Here is a 4,219-nt window from a genome sequence, read left to right as displayed (position 1 = left end):
GTGAGCGAAGTTCGCTCCGGCAAACGGCAAGCACTCGGTATTATTTTTCATGATGCACAATGATGCGGCATATATACCTTACGAATGAAGTATTACGGAGCAAGATACTCCAAAGAGAAATTACATTCGGAGGAAATATAGTGTTGAAGATTTATGGTAAGCTCAGCTGTCGCTCAGGCAAGCGAATGAAAAAAGAAAATCGAGTATTCTTTCATCATGAGGTTGAAGCTATACAGGCTGGTTTTCGTCCTTGCGGACACTGCATGCCCGATGCTTACCAACAATGGAAACTAAGCAAGAAGCAGGTTGAGAAACGAGGATAGTGAAACGAGCTTTGCTTCACAAAACAACAACAAAGATTATGAACACAGCATTTAGTATCCGGCAGCCAGTAACTAACTTTACAGCATTGGCAACATCCGAAAACCAGATCAACTATCAACGTATCGAGCAGGCTATACGCTACCTGGAAGATAACTTTCAGCGACAGCCTGATCTTGAAGAAGTAGCCGAGAAAATTCACGTGAGCCCCTTCCACTTTCAACGCATGTTTACCGAGTGGGCGGGTATAAGTCCGAAGCGATTTCTTCAATATCTCACAATCGATTATCTGAAGAGTAAATTACAGGAATCTAAAAACCTGGTAGAAGCGGCAGAGGCAGCAGGGCTCTCGAGTCAATCAAGAGTATATGATCTCTTTACTACACTTGAAGCTGTAACACCACAAGAGTATAAACAACACGGTGCGGGTATACGCGTAGAGTACGGCTTTCACGAAACACCCTTTGGTATGTGCCTGATCGGTGTTACCGAGCGAGGCATTTGCTGGCTGTCATTTCTACAGAACGACCAGGATCCCCGCGCGGAAGTCGAAGCAATGAAGATGCACTGGAATAATTCTGTATTCCATGAAGATCGCACATTGACGCAGGCATTTGTAGAGAAGATATTCTCGGGTCATACTTCTTCGCAGAAGCTTCACTTGTTTGTGAAGGGCACTAATTTTCAGGTGAAGGTGTGGGAAGCGTTGCTGAGAATTCCGAGTGGAAATGTACTCACGTATCAGGATATAGCTTTGCAGATTCAAAATCCGCAGGCAATGCAGGCGGTAGGCTCAGCGGTGGGTTCGAATCATATAGCGTACCTTATTCCCTGCCATCGTGTTATACGCAAGGATGGTATACTGGGAGAGTATAGATGGAGTTCTGCCAAGAAGAAGAGTATAATTGGTTGGGAAATGGCGAAGGCTGAGGGGAAATAATCTTAGTTTCCCGCAGATCTCGCAAATGAACGCAGATAAATACTAAGGGTAAGAAAGTTGGGGAGACGGAAAGTCTGAAGAAAACTATTTCCCACAAATACTGAAAAAATTATCTCCCACAGATTCCGCAGAATAATGCAGAGAAATCCAAAAGACCAGAGGTAACTTTCAGCTTTCTACTTTTCGCTTTCAGCGTTTATTCAGTATTTCTCTTCCTGGTTCGGAAAGTCTTTGGCTTTCACATCGGAGACGTATTTGTTTACGGCTTCGGTTACAATGCTGTTGAGGTCTGCGTAGCGTCTGAGGAAGCGTGGTTTAAATTCTTGTGTGATGCCGAGCATGTCTTGCATTACCAGAACTTGTCCGTCTACATCAGGACCTGCTCCTATACCAATGATGGGAATGTGAACAGACTCTGCTACTTTCTTGGCGAGTGCTGCCGGTATCTTTTCCAATACTATACCGAAGCATCCGCATTGCTCAAGAAGCTGTGCGTCTTCAATAAGTTTTTTTGCTTCTGCTTCTTCTTTCGCGCGAACAGAGTATGTTCCAAATTTATAGATCGACTGTGGCGTGAGACCGAGGTGGCCCATTACGGGTATACCGGCACTGAGTATACGTTCAACAGAATCTTTTACTTCGCTTCCACCTTCCAGCTTCACGGCATGTGCTCCCGCTTCTTTCATTATACGAATGGAAGAGCGGAGCGCTTCACCTGAACTTCCCTGGTATGTACCGAATGGAAGATCAACAATTACCAGCGCGCGTTTTACGGCACGCACCACCGAAGCAGCGTGGTATATCATCTGATCAAGTGTAATGGGCAATGTAGTTTCGTGACCCGCCATTACATTCGATGCTGAGTCGCCCACCAATACTACATCTATACCGGCACCATCAATGAGTTTCGCCATGCTATAGTCGTATGCTGTGAGCATCGCGATCTTCTCGCCACGGTTCTTCATCTCCTGTAACTGATGCGTTGTGATACGCTTAACATCTTGCTTGTGAACAGACATGGTGGTATATATTTCGGGCGAATTTACGAATACATTTGAAATGACATGACCAAAGATATTTTAGCGAATGCTAATGGAGATAAACGGCCATCTCATCTTTATTAAGCTTTACCTCTACATGATCTTTAATAGTAGTAGAAAGCTCATAACCGGTATACAGCGAGTAGATCGGGAAAAGTGTATGTCCGCGGTTGATGAGCACTGCGGTATCGATCTTTTTTACTTCTGTATTCAAGAATGGCTTCATGCCATAGGTAAATGTGCGGCCGGTATGCAGCACATCGTCTACTAATACAATAGTTTTTTTACGGATATCTTTTACATCACAATCCAGTGTGATCTCACTTTCCTGCGGAGCAAGTTTATCGAGGTTTATCTTGACAAGCTTTACTTCAATGGGAGATATACTCTCCACTTGTTTAGCCAGTAATTTCGCCAGCACATAACCTTGTCCGTCAATACCTGCTATGACGATGTTCTTCTCTTTGAAGTTGTGTTCATAAATCTCGAAGGCCATCCTTCTGATCTTTTGCTTCACCTGGTCGGCATCGAGTATCAAACTTTTTTCCGCAGTCATGACAAATGGGTATCAGACATTAAACTAAAACGCAATGATCCTTTCGGAAAATTATCCAGGGATCGGCAGCGACTTGCTGTCTTTGAAAGTTGACAGGATCACCATCGACTGCAAACTATCTACTACTTCGATGTTAGAAACTTTATCGAGCATGAGTTGCTGGTATGCAGCGATGTCGGCACAAACGATCTTCAGGATAAAGTCGCCCGAACCAGTAATGTGATGACATTCCACAACCTCATCTACACTCTTGATAGCCGTGATAAATTTGTTGATGTTCTCTTTGTTGTGACCTTTCAGTGATGCCATAACAAATGTACTTACCCCCAAACCAACACTGGCAGGATCAATCACTGCATGATAGCTGCGGATTACTCCGGAAGTTTCAAGTTTGTTAACACGCTCCAACGTAGGGGCTGGTGAAAGGCCTATCTCCTTGGCCAACTGTGCGTTGGTTATGTTAGAATTTTTCTGGAGGATTTCGAGGATCTTTCGGTCTGTGGCGTCTAGCTTAATGTTACTCTTCATAATTGATGAGGGTTCGTTTTCCAAATAAAATTTGGCCAAAAATAAGGGAAAAATAGAATTATATGGCTAACGGATGTTAATAAATTAATTTAATAATGCACTGTAAATCCGCTTATAACGGTCTATACCACTCGTTAATGAGAATGTAGTATAAAAGAACTTGTCCTGAGGCCCAGAGGTATATTTACCAACCTCTGGCAATTCATGTATGTCGTTGATTACAAAAAAGTTGGACATCCGTTCACGGAAAAATTCAACATCGCCCCAACCTGTATTTGCTACCACCGGCACTCCCATAGCCAGCACTTCGGCCATCTTGGTAGCACTCGATCCCTTCTTGGAGAACGATGGTTTTATAAAACACACAGACACGTCTGATGCTGCTATATATAGAGGCACTTCTTCGCGTGGGGCACTTAACACCACAAAATCCTTGTTCGGCTTTACCTGACTGCCATCCGGAGTTAATACTAAAAATTTGGCACCGGGCTTCCCGGCCTTTATTCTTTCAAAGAAAGCGACCATCTCATCCCATAGATACCATGTGCCGATCGAGCCCAGGTATAGCACGGTATAATCATTTTGTGCTATACCTAACTTTGTCCGCAACGTTGATCGTTGCTCTTGTGTAATTCTCGCAGGATCGAAGAGTTGAAGATCAACACAGCAAGGTATAACCGTAACTTTATCTTCTGTACCCCACGATAGCAAAACCTGTCGGGCAGCTTCGGTGAGTACAACAACAGCATCTGCTTTAGACAAAAACTCCTGTTCCTTCTTCTTGAAGAAATTATATACTGTCCGATATAAAGTATGTTGTTGATTCCACAATCC

At 43.7% G+C, this 4,219-nt stretch carries 6 protein-coding genes; 2 read left to right on the top strand and 4 right to left on the bottom strand.

What is annotated here, in order from left to right; genetic code table 11:
• Window positions 1-59: 59 nt before the first annotated feature.
• Window positions 60-323: an Ada metal-binding domain-containing protein gene (locus VIN08_RS27845; RefSeq protein WP_331972902.1), complete on the top strand. Its 264-nt coding sequence runs from the start codon at window positions 60-62 to the stop codon at window positions 321-323.
• A gap of 38 nt (window positions 324-361) precedes the next feature.
• Entirely contained in the window at window positions 362-1,261 is a 900-nt protein-coding gene (locus tag VIN08_RS27840; RefSeq protein ID WP_331972900.1) for a methylated-DNA--[protein]-cysteine S-methyltransferase, read from the top strand.
• Window positions 1,262-1,461: 200 nt separating this feature from the next.
• Here the strand turns inward: VIN08_RS27840 and panB are convergent, their stop codons facing one another.
• The 4 genes from panB to VIN08_RS27820 all read right to left on the bottom strand — a co-directional run.
• On the bottom strand, window positions 1,462-2,280 hold the full coding sequence (gene panB, locus VIN08_RS27835; protein WP_331972898.1) for a 3-methyl-2-oxobutanoate hydroxymethyltransferase: 819 nt from the start codon (window positions 2,278-2,280) through the stop codon (window positions 1,462-1,464).
• Window positions 2,281-2,350: 70 nt separating this feature from the next.
• Window positions 2,351-2,857, bottom strand: a complete 507-nt coding sequence (locus tag VIN08_RS27830) for a phosphoribosyltransferase family protein (RefSeq protein ID WP_331972896.1) — start codon at window positions 2,855-2,857, stop codon at window positions 2,351-2,353.
• Window positions 2,858-2,908: 51 nt separating this feature from the next.
• Window positions 2,909-3,385, bottom strand: coding sequence for an Lrp/AsnC family transcriptional regulator (locus VIN08_RS27825; RefSeq protein WP_331972894.1), 477 nt, complete (start codon window positions 3,383-3,385; stop codon window positions 2,909-2,911).
• An 84-nt stretch (window positions 3,386-3,469) separates the two neighbouring features.
• Window positions 3,470-4,219, bottom strand: a 750-nt coding sequence (locus tag VIN08_RS27820) for a glycosyltransferase (RefSeq protein ID WP_331972892.1), incomplete at its 5' end; no start/stop codon positions are given.

Origin of the sequence: Ohtaekwangia sp. (assembly GCF_036568665.1) — a bacterium.
In the GTDB taxonomy this organism is placed as follows: Bacteria; Bacteroidota; Bacteroidia; order Cytophagales; family Cyclobacteriaceae; genus Ohtaekwangia.
The sequence above is the reverse complement of the archived record's forward strand: the minus strand, read 5'-3'. Positions and strand labels throughout refer to the sequence as shown.